This is a genomic window from Roseateles cavernae, from assembly GCF_040187885.1.
GTDB lineage: Bacteria > Pseudomonadota > Gammaproteobacteria > Burkholderiales > Burkholderiaceae_C > Roseateles_E > Roseateles_E cavernae.
Genome location: NZ_JBDPLH010000010.1, coordinates 90,875 through 107,627 on the forward strand (window position 1 = coordinate 90,875; position 16,753 = coordinate 107,627).

A 16,753-nucleotide genomic window follows, 5' to 3' on the forward strand; every position below is an offset into this window, starting at 1 on the left:
GCCCTTCTCATAAGGCCGAGAAAACTCAGGCCTTGATATTGCGGCGGCGAGCCACAAAGCCCACGGCGGCCAGACCGGCCAGCATCAGGGCATAGGTCTCGGGTTCCGGCACGGCCGTGACTGCCAGCGAACCTTGGAAGTTGGCTTGACGCAGCACGCCATCCACCGAACCCACGACGGTCAGGGTCAGCGGAGTCGTGCCGGTGTACTCGATGAAACCAGCGCGCAGCTTGCCATTGACGCCCGGGGTCAGGTCCCAGCTCTTGCCGTCCAGCAGCACCGAGCTGAACACCACGCGAGTGCCGCTGATGTCGCCGGTGATGTTGTACTGGCCTGCAGCCAGACCCGAGAACGTGATCGTCTGGGTGAAGTCACCAGTGGTGGTGAACTTGTCGTTGCCGAACATGGCCAGGCCATCGACATCGAACTCGGCCACACCGGCCAGAGCACCGGAGGCGGATACGGCCAGCATGGCGGCCGCTGCAATTGCGCGCAGGTTCATCGGGTTTTCCCTCGTTGAATATTGAAATAATTGAATTTCCGCCTGCATTATCTTCAAGCCTACACTCCATGCCTCCCCTCCATCCGGGGGGATTGGCCAGCGCCAAACACTGGCTTGGCCAGCAATCGCACAAACAAGCCTCACTGATCTCTCATCGATGCAAGTCTTCAAAGTCGGCGGCGCGGTGCGCGACGCTCTGCTGGGGCGCCCGGTCTCGGACATCGACTGGGTCGTGGTCGGGGCCAGCCCGGCCCAGATGCTGGATCGGGGCTATCTGCAGGTGGGTCGCGACTTCCCGGTCTTTCTGCATCCGCAGACCCATCAGGAATACGCGCTGGCCCGCACCGAACGCAAGACCGCGCCCGGCTATCACGGCTTCGCCTTCCATGCCGCGCCCGATGTCACGCTGGAGCAAGACCTGGCACGGCGCGATCTGACGATCAACGCGATGGCCGAGGACGCGGCCGGCGCCCTCGTCGACCCCTATGGCGGCCGGCAGGACTTGGCCGACAAGGTGCTGCGCCATGTCTCCGAAGCCTTTGCCGAGGACCCGGTGCGCATCCTGCGGCTGGCGCGCTTTGCGGCACGCTTGCCCGACTTCAGCGTGGCGCCGGAGACCATGGCGCTGATGCGCCGCATGGTGGCGGCCGGCGAGGTCGATGCGCTGGTGGCCGAGCGGGTCTGGCAGGAGCTGTCGCGCGGGCTGATGGAGGAGAGGCCCTCGCGCATGCTGGCGGTGCTGCGCGAGGCCGGCGCGCTGGCGCGGCTGGCGCCCGAGATCGAGCGGCTGTTCGGCGTGCCGCAGCCCGAGGCCCATCACCCGGAGATCGATACCGGCGTGCACCTGCTGATGGTGCTCGACACCTGCGCCCGGCTCGCGGCGCCGCTGCCGGTGCGCTATGCCAGCCTCTGCCATGACCTGGGCAAGGGGCTGACACCCGCCGAGGCCCTGCCCCGCCATATCGGCCACGAGGGCCGCGGCGTGCCACTGGCCCGCGCCTTGAGCGAGCGCTGGCGGGTGCCGACCGACTGCCGCGAGCTGGCCGAGTTGATGGCGCGCGAGCACACCCATGTGCACCAGAGCGGAGGCTTCGGCCCGGAGGCCAGGCTGCGCCTGCTGGAGCGCTGCGATGCCTGGCGCCGGCCCGAGCGCTTCGAGCAATTGCTGCTGGCCTGCGAGTGCGATGCGCGCGGCCGGCTCGGGCTGGAGGACAGGCCCTACCCGCAGCGGCCGCTGCTGCAGCGCGATCTGCAGACACTGCTGGCCCTCGACCTGGGCGCCGTCAGCACCGCCGCGCTGGCGGCCGGCAAGACCGGCCCGGCGATCGGCCGCGAGGTGCAGGCCGCGCGCCTGCAGGCGCTGCAAGCACTGACCCCGCCCTGAGGCGGGGCTTCGCTCAGAGCATGTGCGAGCGGTCGCCCGCCGCGAAGCCGAGGGCCTCGAAGCTCTCGCCCGCGACGAAGCCGATCACCTTGAACAGCTCGCCCATCTCATGCTCGGCGATTAGCCGGTGCGCCATCGCGCGGCCGGCCAGGTCGGTCTCGCAGAGCAGCTCGGTCAGGCCGCAGTTGATCAGGAAGTTGGCCTGGCTGGTGTAGCCCAGCACGGTCAGGCCGGCCTCCTGCCCAGCCAGCGCGATGCCGGTGAAGTTGACATGGGCGGTGATGTCCTTCTCGCCGACCAGGGCCAGCGGATCGGCATCGACGCGGTGCTGGTGATGGCACATCACGGTGCCGCCGGCGCGCTGCGGGTGGTAGTACTCGCGCTCGGGAAAGCCGTAGTCGATCAGAAAGATCGCGCCGCGCTGCAGGCCGGCGGCCAGCGTGCGCACAAAACCCTCGGCCTGCGCGTGCAGCTCGGTCAGATAGCCGCCGGGATAGGGCTCATTGACCACCTCGGCCGGCAGGCTCAACCCGGTTTCGCGCTCGCCCCAGGCCAAACCTGCCCCCGTCCAGACGACACCGCGCTCCAGCCACTGCTGGCCATCGAAGCGCATCAGCTGCACCGGCATCGCGTCCAGCACCTCGTTGCCGACCACCACGCCGGCAAAGCGCTCGGGCAGCGCGTCCAGCCACTGCACCTTGTCGCCCCAGGCTGCCAGGCGCTCGGCCTGGCGCGCGCGCAGCGAGCCGGACAGGTCGACGATGCAGTAGCGCGCCACGCGATCGCCCAGGGCCTGCAGCAGCTGCGCCGCCAGCGCACCGCTGCCGGCACCGAACTCGAACACGGTGTCGGTGGCGCTGGCGCTCAGCGCCTGATCGAGCTGGGCGGCCAGCGCCCGGCCGAACAAGGGCGACAGCTCGGGCGCGGTGACGAAGTCGGAACCATCGGCCGGCATCGTGCCGAACTTCTGCCGCGCGCCGCTGTAATAGCCCAGGCCCGGTGCATACAGGGCCAGGGCCATGAAGTCGTCGAAGCCCAGCCAGCCGCCGGCCTCGGCGACGGCCTCGCGAATCAGGGTCTGCAGTGGGGTGGGCCGGCCTTCATGCGCTGTCATGGCGCCATTGTAGGAAGGGCGCCGTGGCGGCTGTGCAGCCAGGCCTCGAACTGCTCGGCCGACATCGAGGCGGCGATCAGCTCGCCCTGCAGATCGTGGCAGCCCCAGTCCGCCAGCAGCTGCCATTGCGCGCGGCTGCGCACGCCCTCGGCGCCGACGCGCAGGCCCAGGCCCTGGGCCATCTGCACGATGGCGCGGGTGATGGCCAGCGCGCCAGCGTCGTCGGGCAGCTTGGCGACAAAACCCTGGTCGATCTTCAGCTTGTCCAGCGGCAGCTGGGTCAGATGGGCCAGCGAGGTGTAGCCGGTGCCGAAATCGTCGACCGAGATCGACAGGCCCAGCGCACGCAGCGCGGTCAGCGTGGCCGGGGCCGTGCCGATATCGTCCATCAGCATGCGCTCGGTCAGCTCTAGCTCCAGCCAGGCTCCCGGCACGCCGGCCTCGGCCAGCACCTGGCGCACGGTGTCGGCAAAGCGCTCGAGCCGGAACTGCATGGCCGAGAGATTGACCGCGATCGGCACCGCCGCCACCCCGCTCTCGTGCCACAGCCGCGACTGCCGCGCCGCCTCGCGCATCACCCATTCGCCCAGCGGCAGCATCAGCCGATGCCGCTCGGCCACGCCGATGAAGGCGTCCGGACTCAGCAGACCGCGCTGCGGATGCTGCCAGCGCAGCAAGGCCTCGGCGCCGACCAGACGGCCGTCGCGTGCATCGACCTGGGGCTGGTAGTGCAGGCGGAACTCGCCGCGCGCCAGCCCTTCGCTGAGCTCGGTCTCCAACACCAGGTCGGCATAGGCACGCGCCGCCATCGCCGGCTCGAAATAGCGATAGCTGGCCCGCCCGCCGGACTTGGCCAGATACATCGCGGTATCGGCATGCTGGATCAGCTCCTCGGCACTGTCGCCATGCTCGGGATAGACGGCGATGCCGATCGAGGGCGTCACGAAGAGGTCGCGCCCGTTGACATTGACCGGCACCTCGACCACCGACAGCAGGGCCATCAGCACCACCAGCACATCGTCGCGCTGATGGATATCGTCCAGCAGCACGACGAACTCGTCGCCACCGAAGCGCGCCACCAGATCGCTGGCGCGCAGGCAGTCGCAGATGCGCTGGGCCACCGTCACCAGCACCTTGTCGCCTTCCAGATGGCCCAGCGAATCGTTGACGCGCTTGAAATTGTCCAGGTCGATGAACAGCAAGGCCAGGCGCTGGCCGCCACGCTCGGCGCGCTGCATGGCCGGCACCAGGCGCTCCATGAAGGCGACGCGGTTCAGCAGGCCGGTCAAATTGTCGTGATGGGCCAGGTGGTGGATGCGCGACTGCGCCGCCAGCTGCTCGCGGATATCGCGCACGATGGTCATGCGCAGGCGCTCGCCCTGGCGCAGCAAGGTCCGCACGATGAACTCGACCGGGATCGGCGTGCCGTCGCGATGCAGCACCACGCTTTCATAGCGCAGCTCCTGGCCCTGGTTCATGACCTGGCGGACCTTGTGCAGCTCCTGCGGCGCGACGAAATCCAGTGCGGGGCGGCCGACCATGTCCTCCAGGCTGTAGCCCACCAAGGCGCACAGCGGCGGATTGGCGTCGGTGATGATGCCGTCGCGGTGGAACAGGATGCCTTCCACCGAGGCCTGCATGAATTTGTCCAGCCGCGCCTCGGACTCGCGCACCGCCGCCTCGGCCAAGCGGTACTTGGTGATGTCGAGGATCTGCACAAAGCTGGCCAGCGAATTGCCCTGCGCGTCCAGATGCGGAATCAGGTGCACCTCGATCCAGCGCGGCCGGCCATCCGGGCCGAGCAGCTGACGCTCGTACTGGGCCGGCTGCTTGTCGCGCAGCACCCGCTCCACATAGGGCTGGATGCGCTCGGCCGCCTCCGGGCCTATCACCTCGGCAAAGGTCAGACCCAGCACCGAGCGCTCGGTGAAGCCGAAGGCATGGGCGTACTCGCGATTGGCAAACAGGCAGCGGTGGGTCACCGCGTCATACAGCGCGATCAGCGCCGGCACATGGTCGGCCAGCAGCCGCAGCTGCGCCGCCTGCTCGGCCGCCTTGCTGCTGAGCAGGTCCTGCCAGACGCTGATATGGGCTTGCAGCGCGGCATCCCAGCGCGAGCGGCAGACCAGCCAGCCGGGGCCCGGCGCGCGCGCCAGCTCCAGCTCGAAATCGGTCGGGCGCTGCCAGGCCAGCTGCAGCTCGTCGCACGACTCGACATCCAGCCAATCCCAGCCCGGTGCCGTCCTCAGGCCGGCGAACAGCCCGTTCGCGCCGACCAAGCGGCCCTGCGCATCGACCACGGCCACGGGGCATGGCAGCCGCTCCCAGCTGGCCCGGGTGGACTCGTCGATGGCAGCGGCGGCGGGCTTCATGCGTCTCCTCGTGGCCCTTGTTTTATAACCCAGGGGTCAGGTCTTGCGCTGAAGAACGTCCATGGCCAGACACAAATCTTCCCAGGCCCTGGCCTTGTCGACCAGATTGCGCAGCAGATAGGCCGGGTGGTAGGTGACGATCAGCGGCACGCCCTGGTACTCGTGCACCCGCCCGCGCAGCCGGCCGATCGGCTCGCTGCTGCGCAGCAGCGACTGCACGGCGAAGCGCCCCATCGCCAGGATGATGCGCGGCTGCACCAGCGCGATCTGGCGGTTCAGATAGGGCTCGCACTGCGCCAGCTCCTCGGGCTCGGGATTGCGGTTGCGCGGCGGCCGGCATTTCAAGGTGTTGGCGATGAAGACCTGTTGCTCGGGCGGCCCGTCGGCGCGCGTCAGGCCGATGGCGCGCAGCATGCTGTCCAGCAGCTTGCCGGCCTGGCCGACGAACGGTTCGCCCTGCAGGTCCTCCTGCTCGCCCGGCGCCTCGCCGACCACCATCCAGTGCGCGCGCTCGTGGCCGACGCCGAAGACCGTGTGCTTGCGCCCCTCGCAAAGCCCGCAGGCACGGCAGCCGGCCACGGCCTCGCGCAGCTGCGTCCAATCCATCGCCGCCACCGCGCCCGCCGCGGCCGGCGCCTGCGGCAGCGCTGCCGTTGCGGGCTGCGCAGGTGCCACGATCTGCGGCAGGACGCTGGCGACCCGGACCGGCGCCGGCGCCTCGACCTTGGCCGGCACCGGCGGCTCAGGCACCGCCGGCTCGGGCTCGGCCAGGGGCGGCGCCGTCCAGACCCGCAGCCCCATCGCCTCCAGCATCGCCTGCTGGCGTTCGCTCCAGCTCATGCCGCGCCCTCCGCCAAGCGCAAGCTCATCAGCACCGCGTCCTCGCGCCGGCCTTCGGCGGCCGGGTAATAGGCGCGGCGCAGGCCCACCTCGGCAAAACCGTAGCGCGCATAGACACGCCGCGCCCGCTCATTGCCCTGCCGCACCTCCAGCCAGATCTGCGCGCCGCCGTGCTCGCGCGCCAGCGCCTGCAAGGCATCCAGCATCAGCCGGGCCAGGCCCTGACCCTGGTACTCGGGCAGCACGGTGATATTGAGCAGATGCAGCTCGTCGACCCCCTGCATCGCGAGGAAATAGCCGAGCAGGCTGCCGTCGGCGCCGCGCAGCACCTGGGCCAGGTAGCCGGCCGACAGCGAGTCGATGAAATTGCCGCGCGACCAGGGAAACTGATAGGCGCGCTGCTCGATCGCCAGCACCGCCTCGACATCGCCGGCCTGCATCGCCTGCAGGCGGCTGCCCACCGGGCTCAAGACGTCGCCCCGCATCATGATGCGGCGCGAGCGGCCAGGCGCTCCTCGGTGGTTTGCGCCACCTTGTCGCGCACATAGACCGGCATCGCCTCGGCCGGGTCCAGCAGCAGGCCCTGGGCCCAGGCCTGCTCGGCCAGCACCGGCAGCGCCTGCGCGCGCGAACGGCTCTGCGGCCAGGCCTGCGCGGCCAGGCCTTGCAACTCGGGAAAGACCGTGATCGCACTGCCGCACAGGGCCGCCGGCGGCTCGCGCCACTGGGCCAGCAGTGCGGCCGGGCTGTAGAGCGCCGGCGCGCTCTGCACGCGCCAATGCCGGCCGTCATGCGCATAGGCGCCGGCATAGATCTCGCCCATGCGGGCGTCCATCGCGACCCAGACCTGGGCCAGCGTGCCGCCGGCCTGCTGGCGGGCGTCCTCGGCGACCAGCATTAGGCTGTCCAGCGACAGCACCGGCTTGGCCGCGCCGAAAGCCAGGCCCTGGGCCACCGCACAGGCGGTGCGCAGGCCGGTGAAGGCGCCCGGGCCGCTGCCAAAAGCGATCGCATCGACATCGGCCAGGCGCAGGCCGGCACCGGCCAGCAAGGCCATCAGCTCGGGCACCAGCCGCGCCGAGGCCTGGGCACCGCCGGCACCCTCGAAAAACCAGCGTCCTTGCGGGCCGGACAGGGCCAGCGCCATGCTTTCGGTCGAACTATCCAGGGCCAGCAACACAGTCATGCGGCAAGTGTAGCCGTGCGATCATCGCCGCCATGCGAGCCCTGCCCCTTGTTCTGAGCCTTGTTGCGGGGCTGGCCAGCCCCGCGTCGGCCCCGGCCCAGCCGGCGCCGCTGCCGGCCGGCGTCGGCCAGATCCTGCGCCAGGCCCAGCTGCCGCCCGAGGCCCTGGCCGTCTGGATCCAGGAGCTCGGTGCCGGCTCACCGCGCCTGGCCTGGCAGGCCGAGCAGGCGATGAACCCGGCCTCGCTGATGAAGCTGGGCACCACCCTGGCGGCGCTGGAGATGCTCGGGCCGGCCTGGACCTGGCAGACCCCGGTCTGGCTGCAGGGCCGGCTGCGGCCGGAGACCGGGGTGCTGGAGGGTGATCTGGTGATCAAGGGGGTCGGCGACCCCAAGCTGGTGCGCGAGCGGCTGTGGTTGCTGCTGCAGCGGGTGCGGGCCCTGGGTGTGCGCGAGATCCGCGGCCATATCCTGCTGGACAACAGCGGCTTCGCACCTCGCCCGCTGACGCCGGCCGATTTCGACGGCGAGCCCTGGCGCCCCGGCAATGTGCAGCCCGAGGCCCTGCTGCTGAACTACAAGAGCCAGACGCTGACCTTCCGGCCCGACCCGGCGCGCGGCCTGGCCTGGATCGCCAGCGATGTGCCGCTGCCCGCGCCCGCCAGCGTGCCGCTGCAAAAGGACGGGGCCTGCGGCGATTGGCGCGGCGCACTGCGCCTGCAATGGCAGGCCGGGCAGGCGCTGGGCTTTGCCGGCAGCTATCCGGCCAGCTGCGGCGAGCTGTCCTGGCCGCTGGCCGACACTGACCCGGCCAGCTACAACGCCCGGCTGATCGCCGCGATGTGGCGCGAGATGGGCGGCGGCCTGCTCGGCGAGGTCAGGGCCGGCGCGGCGCCTGCCACGCCGCCGAGCTTCAGCTTTGCCTCGCCGCCGCTGGCCGAGGTGGTGCGCGACATCAACAAGTACAGCGCCAATCTGATGAGCGAGATGCTGTGGATGAGCCTGGCCGGCGGCACGGCGGCGGCCGCCCAGGAGCGGCTGCGCCTGTGGCTGGCGGCCAAGCTCGGGGACTCGGCCTTTGTGCTGGAGAACGGCTCGGGCCTGTCGCGCGAGCAGCGCCTGAGCGCCCGGCAGCTGGGGCGGCTGCTGCAGCTGGCCCATGCCAGCCCGGTGATGCCGGAGTTCATGGCCTCGCTGCCGGTGGCCGGCGCCGACGGCACGCTGACACGCGGCGGGGCCACCCGCTTCGGGGCGGCCGCCGGCCGCGCGCACCTGAAGACCGGCTCGCTGCGCGATGTGGTGGCGCTGGGCGGCTATGTGCTGGCCGACTCGGGCCGGCGCTATGTGCTGGTGGCCCTGATCAACCACCCGCGCGCGTCGGCGGCGCGCGGTGCACTCGACGCCTTGCTGCAGTGGACGGTCCAGGACCTGGACCGCAGCGCCCCCTGATCAGAAGGGGTTGTTGACCGCGCGGCTCACCGCCATCGAGCCCAGGCGCGACTGGCCGGCCGGGCTCATCAAGGTGCTGGTGGCCCACAACCAGGTGTCGCCGCTGGCATTGGTGACCAGGGTCTTGGTATTGCAATCGGGCGCCGGCGCGGTGCCTAGGCAGGCCGCCTCGGTCACATTGGCAAAGCCATAGCTGGTGTTGAAGCGCACGATGCGCTCCACCTCCTCGTTGATCAGCACCAGGCCGATCAGTCGACCGTCATCGATCAGCGTGATGCGCATCTGGGTGTTGAACTCGGTCGTCAACTCGCTGAGCAGCTTGGCGCGGTCGGTGTCGGGCTTGTTGGCGCGTTCGGTCAACGCAAAAGGCGTGGTGCCCATGTCCGGCAAGGTCGCGACGATGACGCGGCCGTCGGCATTGGCAATGCGGTTGACCTGCCTGGCCAGCTCACGCCCGCGCTCGCGGGCCTGGGCCTTCAGCGTGTCGGCGCCCTGCTGGGGGTATTGGCGATACAGCTCCAGCACATCGTTGGCGCCGGCCATCACCGCCACCAGGTCCTTGCTGTTGAAGCCGCCGCTGGCGAAGAAGGTGTCCAGCTGCGCCTTCACGCCGGCCACGGTGGCGCCGGGCTGGGCGTAGATCTTGCCGGCCGGCGTGGTCTGGTTGGTCGGATTGCACTCGGCAAACACCAGGCCGAAGGTCGCGGCCAGCGACTGGATCCAGATCGGGTTGTTGGCGCATTGCTGCGCATTGGTGGTCGCGTCGACCGCGTTGATCGAGTACTTCTTGCCCTCGGTCGTGATCACGCTGGCCTCGTCGCCGAAGGCCATGATGCGCTTGGGAGCGAAGGGCTCGATCTGCCCGCCACCGCCACCGCAGCCGGCCACCAGGGTCGCGGCCACCAGGGCCGCCGTGGCCAATAGCGTGCGGCTGTGCGCAGCTTGCTTCAACATCTTCATGAACACTCCAGGCATGACTAACTTGCTCTTCAACTCAGGACTCGAACGCCGCCGCCGCACGCGACAGCCGGTCGCGCACACCGTCCCATTCGACATCGGGGGGCGGCAGCTCGATCCAGATCTCGCCGGCACCGGCATCGTCCAGCTCCCGCAGCACGGCGAACAGCTGCTGAGCCGCCGCCGCCGCATCGCCCGGCATGGCCCGCCATAGCGGGCCGGCCACCGGGCTCAGCGTCCGCGAATATACCGCCAGCCCCGCCGGCCATTGTTGCTGGCCCAGGCGCTCGGCCAGGGTCGGCGCATCGAGCAGACGCACCACGGCGCTCGGCGCATAGTGGGCCGCCAAGGTGCCCGAGGCGCGCGGCGCCTGGGCATCGGGCGCCCGCAGCGGCTCGCCGGCGGCCGCCTCGATCTGGGCCGGCGTCAGCACGCCGGGGCGCAGCAGCACCGGGTGGGCACGGCTGCAGTCGACGATGCTGGACTCGATGCCCACCGCGCAGTCACCGCCGTCCAGCACCCAGACCAGGCCCTCGAACTCGCTCTCGACATGGGCGGCGCGGGTCGGGCTGACGCGGCCGAAGCGGTTCGCGCTGGGCGCGGCCACGCCGTGCACGCCGAGCGCCTTGGCCTCGGCCAGCAGCGCCCGTGCCACGGGATGCGCCGGGCAGCGCAGGCCGATGCTGGTCTGGCCGCCGGCCGCCGCCGCGCCGACACCGGGGGCGCGCGGCAGTATCAAGGTCAGCGGGCCGGGCCAGAAGGCCGCCATCAGGCGCTGCGCCACCGGTGGCAGCTGGGCCGCGAAATCCGCCGCATCGGCCGCGTCCAGCACATGGACGATCAGCGGGTGATCGCTGGGCCGGCCCTTGGCGGCAAAGATCTTGGCCACCGCGGCGTCGTCATCGGCACGCGCACCCAGGCCATAGACTGTTTCGGTCGGCAAGGCCAGCAACTCGCCCTCGGCCAGATGGCGGGCGGCACGGGCGATGTCGGCGGGGTCGGATCCGTTGAGTAACACGGCGGTCACCAATCGGTGGGCAGGCCCAGGATCGCGGCAGCCTGCTGGGCATGGCTGCGGGCCAGCTCGGGCGTGGCCGCGGTGATGTTCAGATGGCCCATCTTGCGGCCGGGCCTGGCGCTGGCCTTGCCATACAGATGCAGATGCGTGCCGGGGATGGCCAGCACGGCGGCCCAGTCGGGCGCGCGCTCCTTGCCATCAGGCAGGAACCACAGATCGCCCAGCAGATTCAGCATCACGGTCGGCGAATGCAGGCGCGGCGTGTTCAGCGGCAGGCCGGCCAGCGCGCGGACCTGCAGCTCGAACTGCGAGACATCGCAGGCATTCATCGTGTAGTGGCCCGAGTTGTGCGGGCGCGGCGCCATCTCGTTGACGACCAGGCGTCCGTCCTGCAGCACAAAGAACTCGATGCACAGCACGCCCACATAGGCCATCGCCTCGGCGATGCGCGCCGCCGACGTGGCGGCCTGGAGCTGCAGCGCGGCGCTGGCGCTCGGCGCCGGCACCTCGGTGACGGCCAGGATGCCGTCGCGGTGCAGGTTCTGCTGCACCGGGAAGTGCACGATCTGGCCCTGGGCATTGCGGGCGACGATGACCGACAGCTCCAACGCCAGCGGCAGCATCTGTTCCAGCACGCAGGGCACGCGCTTCAACTCATCCCAGGCGGCGAGCAGTTCGGCGCGGGTCTTGACACGGATCTGGCCCTTGCCGTCATAGCCCATGCGGGCGGTCTTGACGATGCCGGGCAGCAGGCTGTCGGCCACCGCCGCCAGATCGGCCTCGCTGCGCAGCACGGCATAGGGCGCGCAAGCCACGCCGCTGGCCTGGAAATGGGCTTTCTCGTCGGCGCGGTCCTGGCAGATCGCCACACAAGCGCCGGCCGGCGCGACAAAGCGCGTCTGCGCCAGCCACTGCAGCGCGGCCGCGGGCACGTTCTCGAACTCGGTGCTGATCGCCTCGCAGACCTCGGCCAGCCGGGCCAGGCCGGCCTCGTCCAGATAGTCGGCGCGGATGTGCTCATGGGCCACGGCCCCGGCCGGGCTGCTGGCATCGGGGTCCAGCACCACGGTGCGGTAGCCCAGGCTCTGCGCCGCATGGACAAACATGCGGCCCAGCTGGCCGCCGCCCATCACCCCGAGCGTCGCGCCGGGTTGCAAGATCTCGGCCATCAGACCAGGTCCTTCGTCATGCCGCGCGCATGCTCGGTCTGGCGCAGGCGGTAGGCCTGCAGCTGCTCGCGCAGGCCCGGCTGCTCGGCCGCCAGCATCGCCACCGCAAACAGCGCGGCATTGCCAGCGCCAGCGGTGCCGATCGCAAAGGTCGCGACCGGAATGCCCTTGGGCATCTGCACGATGGAATGCAGCGAATCGACGCCCTGCAGATGGCGGCTGGCCACCGGCACGCCCAGCACCGGCACGATGGTCTTGGCCGCCAGCATGCCCGGCAGATGGGCAGCACCGCCGGCGCCGGCAATGATGGCGCGCAGGCCGCGGGCTTGCGCGGCCTCGGCATAGGCAAACATATCGTCGGGCATGCGATGGGCGGACACCACCTGCGCCTCGAAAGGGATGCCGAACTCGGCGAGAATGTCGGCAGCGTGTTTCATGGTCTCCCAGTCGCTGCTGGAGCCCATCACCACGCCGACCAGGGGGGAGGCGCTGACTGGCATGTTCGGCACGGCTCGCTCCATAGGCTGGAAAACCTTGAATTGTAGGCGGCTGCCGCCACCTGCTCCCGAACAAGCCGCGCCGCTAGAAACCATGACCGACATCACCATACAGAATTTCGAAACCGAACTGCTGCAAGCCTCGATGCAGCAGCCCGTGCTGCTGGACATCTGGGCCCCCTGGTGCGGCCCCTGCAAAAGCCTGGGCCCGGTGCTGGAGAAGCTCGAAGTCGCCTATGCCGGGCGCTTCAAGCTGACCAAGCTCAATAGCGACGAGCAGCCCGAGATCTCCAGCCAGCTGAGCCAGGCTTTCGGCGTGCGCTCGATCCCGTTTTGCGTGATGTTCGTCGGCGGCCAGCCGGTCGACGGCTTTGTCGGTGCCATCCCCGAGGCGCAGATCCGCGAGTTCCTCGACAAGCATGTGCCCAGCGGCGAGATGCTGGAGGCCGAGGCCGACCTGGCCGAGGCGGAGGAGCTGCTGGCCGAGGGTGATCTGGAGTCGGCGCTGAGCAAGCTGCAGCAGGCGGTCGAGACCGATCCGGCCAACGAGACCGCACGCTACGACTACATCAAGGCCTTGCTGGAGCTGGGCCTGCTGCAGGACGCCAAGGCCGCGTTCGCGCCGGTGGCCGCCCAGGCCGCCGACACCATCACCCCGCATGCCCGCTTTGCCGCACTGGGCCAATGGCTGGCGGCCATCGAGCAGACGGCCGGCGCCGATGTCGCGGCCCTGCAATCGGCGATTGCCGCCAACAAGCGCGATTTCGAGGCCCGCTATGCGCTGGCCCGGAGCCATCTGGCCGGCCAGCGCTTCACCGAGGCGATGGACGAGCTGCTGGAAATCATCATGCGCGACAAGGCCTGGAACGGCGAGGCCGCGCGCAAGAGCTATGTGGCCATCCTGGAGCTGCTGACCAAGCCGGCGCCCAAGGCCCAGCCCGGCGCCGAGGCCAAGGGCACGCTGGAGCTGTCCGGCAAGGCGCTGGTGCCGCCCAGCGATCCGCTGCTGGATCAGTACCGCCGCAAGCTCAGCATGGCCTTGTTCTAAGCGGGTCGGGACAGCCCGGCGCCATCCAACGCCCGGGCCCAGACCTGCTGCTGGGCCGCAAACTCGGCCCATTCGACCACCGCATGGGCGGCATGGCGCTCGGCGGCCGCAGCGTCACCGAGCAGGCCGTAGACCTGGGCCAGCCGGCTGTGGGTGGCGGCCCGGTCGTCGACATCGCAGGCCGGGTCCAGCTCGATCTCGGCCTCGCGCGCCTGCTGCAAGGCATGCTCGCGCTGGCCCAGATTGCAGCGGCACCAGGCCAGATCGGCCAGCAGGCTGCTGCCCAGCCGCGTCAGCCCCTTGGACATGGCCTGCGGCAGATGCTGCTCGTACAGCGCCTGGGCCTGGGCGAACTCGCCCTGCACCGTCAGCACCTGGGCGCGCAGCACCGGCGTCAGCTCGGCCATCGCCGAGCCGCCGACGGCCGCGTCGTAGTGTTTGATCGAATCAGCCCCCAGCAGCAGCTCGGGCACCGGCCGGCTCGGGTGGGCCAGACTCTCGCGCCGCACATGGGCGGTGCGCATCTCGGCCATGTTGTACATCAGGGCCGACTGGCTGGCGTCGTCACCCTCGGCCGAGGCGTGCTGGCGCGCCTGGCCGTACCAGGCCTGGGCGGCCTCGGGCTGGTTGGCAAAGTGATGGGCCAGGCCCAGCGCGATGGCGACCCGCACGCGCGCCGCATGGTGATCGGGTGCGGCCAGCTGCAGGCAGGCCTGGGCATGGCCGACCAGGGCCTCGATGTCATGCCGCACATAGGCCAGATGGCACAGCCAGGCCGCTGCCAGCGCCTCGACCTCCTTGAGCTCGGCCAGCTTGGCGATCGCCTGGGCGCGCTGGATCTTCTCCCGCGCCGCGCTGCCGAAGTCGGTGAAGTAGCTCATCAGCCCTTCGGCGAAGTGCAGCCAGGCACCCAGCTGCGAATTCGGATGCTGGAACGAGAGCTGATGCAGGGCCGTCAGCTCCTCGCGGGCTTCGGCCAGCTGGCCATGGCGGGCCAGCAGCACGGCGCGCTGGGCGCGCAGGCCGGCGGACTGCAGCTGGCTGGGGGCTGCCGCGATCTGGGTGTCCAGCTGCCTCAGCAGGCGGGATTTGGCGGGGATCATGGCCGGAGCTCAGCGCGTCAGGCGTTCCAGCGCCTCGCGGTACTTGGCAGCGGTCTTGGCGATCACCTCGGCCGGCAGGGCCGGCGCCGGCGCGGTCTTGCCCCAGGGCTTGCCGTCGACCTGGGCCTGCTCCAGCCAGTCGCGCACGAACTGCTTGTCATAGCTGGGCGGGTTGATGCCCACCGCATAGCTCTCGATCGGCCAGTAGCGCGAGGAATCGGGCGTCAAGACCTCGTCCATCAGGGTCAGCGTGCCATCGGCATCGAGGCCGAACTCGAATTTCGTATCCGCAATGATGATGCCCTTGGTGAGGGCATAGTCGGCAGCGCGCTGGTAGAGCTGGATGGAGATGTCGCGCACGCGGGTGGCCAGGTCGGCCCCGATGATCTCGACCATGCGCTCGAAGCTGATGTTCTCGTCGTGATCGCCCATCTCGGCCTTGGTGGCCGGCGTGAAGATGGGGGTGGGCAGCTTGGAGGCGTTCTGCAGCCCGGCCGGCAGCGCGACGCCACAGACCTGGCCATTCTTCTGATACTCGGCCCAGCCGCTGCCGGCCAGATAGCCACGCACCACCGCCTCGACCGGCAGCGGCTTCAGGCGCTTGACCAGCATGGCACGGTCCTGGACCTGGGCTTTCTCGGCCGCGCTGCTGACCGCCGACAGCGGATCCTCGCCGGTCAGGTGGTTGGGTACGATGCCGTCCAGCTTGTCGAACCAGAACAGCGCCATCTGCGTCAGCAGCGCGCCCTTGCCGGGGATGGGCTCGCCCATGATGACGTCGAAGGCCGACAGGCGGTCGCTGGCGATCATCAGGATGCGGTCCGCGCCCACCGCATAGTTTTCGCGCACCTTGCCGCGGGCGATCAGGGGGAGCGAGGTCAGCGAAGATTCGAGCAGGGCAGCGGTCATGGTGGGGGTTTCCTGAGCAAGGGCCGGATTTTAGGACGTTAAAAAGCCCGCCGAGGCGGGCTTCGCACGGGTGGGGCGCCGACCCGGGCTTACTGGACGACCTGGTTCAGCTCGCCGCGCGCGTAGGCGGCGGCGATGTCGACCAGGCTGCGCGGCTTGATCTTGCCGGCCTGACCCTCGCAGCCGAACTCCAGATAGCGCGCCTTGCAGACCAGCTTGGCGGCCTCGCGGGCCGGCTTCAGCCATTCGCGGGCATCGAACTTCTCGGGGTTCTCGGCCAGGAACTTGCGCACCGCGCCGGTCATCGCCAGGCGGATGTCGGTGTCGATATTGATCTTGCGCACGCCGTGCTTGATGGCTTCCTGGATCTCTTCGACCGGCACGCCGAAGGTCTCCTTCATCTTGCCGCCGTACTGGTTGATGATGGCCAGCAGCTCCTGCGGCACGCTGGACGAGCCGTGCATCACCAGATGGGTGTTGGGGATGCGCTTGTGGATTTCCTTGACGCGGCCGATCGCCAGGATGTCGCCGGTGGGCTTGCGCGAGAACTTGTAGGCGCCGTGGCTGGTGCCGATGGCGATGGCCAGCGCGTCCAGCTGAGTGGCCTTGACGAAGACGGCGGCTTCCTCGGGGTCGGTCAGCATCTGGCTGTGGTCCAGCTTGCCCTCGGCGCCGATGCCGTCTTCCTCACCGGCCTCGCCGGTTTCCAGATTGCCCAGGCAGCCCAGCTCACCCTCGACGGTGACGCCGACCTTGTGCGACATCTCGACGACCTTGCGGGTCACCTCCATGTTGTACTCGAAGGAGGCCGGGGTCTTGCCGTCCTCCATCAGCGAGCCGTCCATCATCACCGAGCCGAAGCCCAGATTGATCGCGCCCTCGCAGACCTTGGGGCTGGTGCCGTGGTCCTGGTGCATCACCAGCGGGATGTGCGGGTAGGCTTCGACGGCCGCCTGGATCAGGTGCTTGATGAAGGCCTCGCCGGCGTATTTGCGGGCGCCGGCCGAGGCCTGCAGGATCACGGGCGCACCGACCTCGTCGGCGGCTGCCATCACGGCCTGGACCTGCTCGAGGTTGTTGACGTTGAAGGCCGGGATGCCGTAGCCGTGTTCGGCGGCATGGTCCAGCAACTGACGCATGGAGACGAGAGCCATGAGGAAGATCCTCGCTGAAGTTGAAGAATTCTTGCGGGCGCGGCCCAAGGTA

At 69.7% G+C, this 16,753-nt stretch carries 16 protein-coding genes; 3 read left to right on the top strand and 13 right to left on the bottom strand.

Features of this window, described 5'->3' with window-relative positions:
* Positions 1 to 25: 25 nt before the first annotated feature.
* A complete protein-coding gene (locus ABGI63_RS21425) occupies positions 26 to 724 on the bottom strand; it encodes an FxDxF family PEP-CTERM protein (RefSeq protein WP_432767451.1) in 699 nt (232 codons plus the stop codon).
* Here ABGI63_RS21425 and ABGI63_RS21430 point away from each other — a divergent pair.
* Positions 660 to 1,886 (top strand): multifunctional CCA addition/repair protein, encoded by a 1,227-nt coding sequence (locus tag ABGI63_RS21430; RefSeq protein WP_349744525.1) that lies wholly within the window; start codon positions 660 to 662, stop codon positions 1,884 to 1,886. The genes ABGI63_RS21425 and ABGI63_RS21430 overlap by 65 nt on opposite strands.
* Positions 1,887 to 1,899: 13 nt before the next feature.
* On the opposite strand, the gene ABGI63_RS21435 is transcribed toward ABGI63_RS21430, so the two are convergent.
* Genes ABGI63_RS21435 through tsaB form a run of 5 tightly spaced genes read right to left on the bottom strand, consistent with a single transcriptional unit; the run spans position 1,900 to position 7,398 of the window.
* Entirely contained in the window at positions 1,900 to 3,000 is a 1,101-nt protein-coding gene (locus ABGI63_RS21435; protein WP_349744527.1) for a class I SAM-dependent methyltransferase, read from the bottom strand.
* Complete coding sequence (locus ABGI63_RS21440) at positions 2,997 to 5,372, bottom strand: putative bifunctional diguanylate cyclase/phosphodiesterase (RefSeq protein WP_349744529.1); 2,376 nt, start codon at positions 5,370 to 5,372, stop codon at positions 2,997 to 2,999. The genes ABGI63_RS21435 and ABGI63_RS21440 overlap by 4 nt, the downstream gene beginning before the upstream one ends.
* Before the next feature lie 36 nt (positions 5,373 to 5,408).
* Positions 5,409 to 6,212, bottom strand: a complete 804-nt coding sequence (locus ABGI63_RS21445; RefSeq protein WP_349744531.1) for a uracil-DNA glycosylase — start codon at positions 6,210 to 6,212, stop codon at positions 5,409 to 5,411.
* Entirely contained in the window at positions 6,209 to 6,697 is a 489-nt protein-coding gene (gene rimI / locus ABGI63_RS21450; RefSeq protein ID WP_349744657.1) for a ribosomal protein S18-alanine N-acetyltransferase, read from the bottom strand. The genes ABGI63_RS21445 and rimI overlap by 4 nt, the downstream gene beginning before the upstream one ends.
* Complete coding sequence (gene tsaB, locus ABGI63_RS21455; protein ID WP_349744533.1) at positions 6,697 to 7,398, bottom strand: tRNA (adenosine(37)-N6)-threonylcarbamoyltransferase complex dimerization subunit type 1 TsaB; 702 nt, start codon at positions 7,396 to 7,398, stop codon at positions 6,697 to 6,699. The genes rimI and tsaB overlap by 1 nt, the downstream gene beginning before the upstream one ends.
* A 32-nt stretch (positions 7,399 to 7,430) precedes the next feature.
* Here tsaB and dacB point away from each other — a divergent pair, with 32 nt between their 5' ends.
* Positions 7,431 to 8,846: a D-alanyl-D-alanine carboxypeptidase/D-alanyl-D-alanine endopeptidase gene (dacB, locus tag ABGI63_RS21460; RefSeq protein ID WP_349744535.1), complete on the top strand. Its 1,416-nt coding sequence runs from the start codon at positions 7,431 to 7,433 to the stop codon at positions 8,844 to 8,846.
* Here dacB and ABGI63_RS21465 read toward each other — a convergent pair whose 3' ends face one another.
* From ABGI63_RS21465 to purE, 4 genes are read right to left on the bottom strand one after another with little or no spacing between them, the layout of a single operon-like run.
* A complete protein-coding gene (locus ABGI63_RS21465) occupies positions 8,847 to 9,806 on the bottom strand; it encodes an SGNH/GDSL hydrolase family protein (protein ID WP_349744536.1) in 960 nt (319 codons plus the stop codon). It abuts the gene before it with no gap.
* 34 nt (positions 9,807 to 9,840) lie between these two features.
* On the bottom strand, positions 9,841 to 10,821 hold the full coding sequence (locus tag ABGI63_RS21470; RefSeq protein WP_349744538.1) for an L-threonylcarbamoyladenylate synthase: 981 nt from the start codon (positions 10,819 to 10,821) through the stop codon (positions 9,841 to 9,843).
* 5 nt (positions 10,822 to 10,826) lie between these two features.
* Complete coding sequence (locus tag ABGI63_RS21475; protein WP_349744539.1) at positions 10,827 to 11,990, bottom strand: 5-(carboxyamino)imidazole ribonucleotide synthase; 1,164 nt, start codon at positions 11,988 to 11,990, stop codon at positions 10,827 to 10,829.
* The gene (gene purE / locus ABGI63_RS21480) at positions 11,990 to 12,490 is read right to left on the bottom strand and encodes a 5-(carboxyamino)imidazole ribonucleotide mutase (protein WP_349744659.1); all 501 of its coding nucleotides are present in this window, start codon (positions 12,488 to 12,490) and stop codon (positions 11,990 to 11,992) included. Before purE ends, ABGI63_RS21475 begins: the two co-directional genes overlap by 1 nt.
* 91 nt (positions 12,491 to 12,581) lie before the next feature.
* Here purE and ABGI63_RS21485 point away from each other — a divergent pair, with 91 nt between their 5' ends.
* The gene (locus ABGI63_RS21485) at positions 12,582 to 13,535 is read left to right on the top strand and encodes a tetratricopeptide repeat protein (RefSeq protein ID WP_349744540.1); all 954 of its coding nucleotides are present in this window, start codon (positions 12,582 to 12,584) and stop codon (positions 13,533 to 13,535) included.
* Here the strand turns inward: ABGI63_RS21485 and ABGI63_RS21490 are convergent.
* From ABGI63_RS21490 to fba, 3 genes are all read right to left on the bottom strand, one after another.
* Positions 13,532 to 14,638: a tetratricopeptide repeat protein gene (locus ABGI63_RS21490; protein WP_349744542.1), complete on the bottom strand. Its 1,107-nt coding sequence runs from the start codon at positions 14,636 to 14,638 to the stop codon at positions 13,532 to 13,534. The two genes, ABGI63_RS21485 and ABGI63_RS21490, sit on opposite strands and share 4 nt — an antisense overlap.
* A 9-nt stretch (positions 14,639 to 14,647) precedes the next feature.
* Complete coding sequence (locus ABGI63_RS21495; protein ID WP_349744544.1) at positions 14,648 to 15,547, bottom strand: phosphoribosylaminoimidazolesuccinocarboxamide synthase; 900 nt, start codon at positions 15,545 to 15,547, stop codon at positions 14,648 to 14,650.
* Positions 15,548 to 15,636: 89 nt separating this feature from the next.
* Positions 15,637 to 16,701, bottom strand: coding sequence for a class II fructose-bisphosphate aldolase (fba, locus tag ABGI63_RS21500; protein ID WP_349744545.1), 1,065 nt, complete (start codon positions 16,699 to 16,701; stop codon positions 15,637 to 15,639).
* Positions 16,702 to 16,753: the final 52 nt, after the last annotated feature.

Excerpts from the sequence above, each read along its gene's own strand:
- ABGI63_RS21425 (WP_432767451.1), bottom strand. The coding sequence starts at position 724 with ATGTCCGAGACCGGGCGCCCCAGCAGAGCGTCGCGCACCGCGCCGCCG.
- dacB (WP_349744535.1), top strand. The coding sequence starts at position 7,431 with ATGCGAGCCCTGCCCCTTGTTCTGAGCCTTGTTGCGGGGCTGGCCAGC.
- ABGI63_RS21440 (WP_349744529.1), bottom strand. The coding sequence starts at position 5,372 with ATGAAGCCCGCCGCCGCTGCCATCGACGAGTCCACCCGGGCCAGCTGG.
- ABGI63_RS21465 (WP_349744536.1), bottom strand. The coding sequence starts at position 9,806 with ATGAAGATGTTGAAGCAAGCTGCGCACAGCCGCACGCTATTGGCCACG.
- ABGI63_RS21490 (WP_349744542.1), bottom strand. The coding sequence starts at position 14,638 with ATGATCCCCGCCAAATCCCGCCTGCTGAGGCAGCTGGACACCCAGATC.
- tsaB (WP_349744533.1), bottom strand. The coding sequence starts at position 7,398 with ATGACTGTGTTGCTGGCCCTGGATAGTTCGACCGAAAGCATGGCGCTG.
- ABGI63_RS21495 (WP_349744544.1), bottom strand. The coding sequence starts at position 15,547 with ATGACCGCTGCCCTGCTCGAATCTTCGCTGACCTCGCTCCCCCTGATC.
- ABGI63_RS21475 (WP_349744539.1), bottom strand. The coding sequence starts at position 11,990 with ATGGCCGAGATCTTGCAACCCGGCGCGACGCTCGGGGTGATGGGCGGC.
- rimI (WP_349744657.1), bottom strand. The coding sequence starts at position 6,697 with ATGCGGGGCGACGTCTTGAGCCCGGTGGGCAGCCGCCTGCAGGCGATG.
- fba (WP_349744545.1), bottom strand. The coding sequence starts at position 16,701 with ATGGCTCTCGTCTCCATGCGTCAGTTGCTGGACCATGCCGCCGAACAC.
- ABGI63_RS21445 (WP_349744531.1), bottom strand. The coding sequence starts at position 6,212 with ATGAGCTGGAGCGAACGCCAGCAGGCGATGCTGGAGGCGATGGGGCTG.
- ABGI63_RS21430 (WP_349744525.1), top strand. The coding sequence starts at position 660 with ATGCAAGTCTTCAAAGTCGGCGGCGCGGTGCGCGACGCTCTGCTGGGG.
- ABGI63_RS21435 (WP_349744527.1), bottom strand. The coding sequence starts at position 3,000 with ATGACAGCGCATGAAGGCCGGCCCACCCCACTGCAGACCCTGATTCGC.
- ABGI63_RS21485 (WP_349744540.1), top strand. The coding sequence starts at position 12,582 with ATGACCGACATCACCATACAGAATTTCGAAACCGAACTGCTGCAAGCC.
- purE (WP_349744659.1), bottom strand. The coding sequence starts at position 12,490 with ATGCCAGTCAGCGCCTCCCCCCTGGTCGGCGTGGTGATGGGCTCCAGC.